This is a genomic window from Idiomarina sp. Sol25 (genome assembly GCF_033052775.1).
In the GTDB taxonomy this organism is placed as follows: Bacteria; Pseudomonadota; Gammaproteobacteria; order Enterobacterales; family Alteromonadaceae; genus Idiomarina.
In genome coordinates this window covers 1-269 of sequence record NZ_JAUPEW010000128.1, presented here as the reverse complement: position 1 = coordinate 269, position 269 = coordinate 1, and the positions used below count along the sequence as shown (strand labels likewise).

Genomic DNA, 269 nt, shown 5'->3' with positions numbered 1-269 from the left:
GGCACGGCCATCACCACTGGGACTAATGCGCAACGCAAACTGGAAATGGCCCCTCGCAGGGCCATTTCTTTGCGTTCGAATCGGCGGAGACGACGAGGACATGGACTCGCGAATGCACCAGGTTGGCTCTGCATCGAATAGCGGCCGAACAGCGGACATCGAGCTAGGTTGGCTGTGGGCCATTTGCGGAATTGAAGTGACTGAAGCTCTCCCACAATCTATAGTCTTGGTGCATGGCCGCTACAATCGATGAGAGCAGTTACAGTCCC

At 56.1% G+C, this 269-nt stretch carries 1 protein-coding gene; it reads left to right on the top strand.

Going from position 1 to position 269, the window contains the following annotated elements; all coding sequences use genetic code 11:
* Positions 1 to 253: hypothetical protein (locus Q5L94_RS13740; RefSeq protein WP_317498915.1), on the top strand; the 253-nt coding region annotated here is incomplete at its 5' end.
* Between the last annotated feature and the right edge of the window lie 16 nt (positions 254 to 269).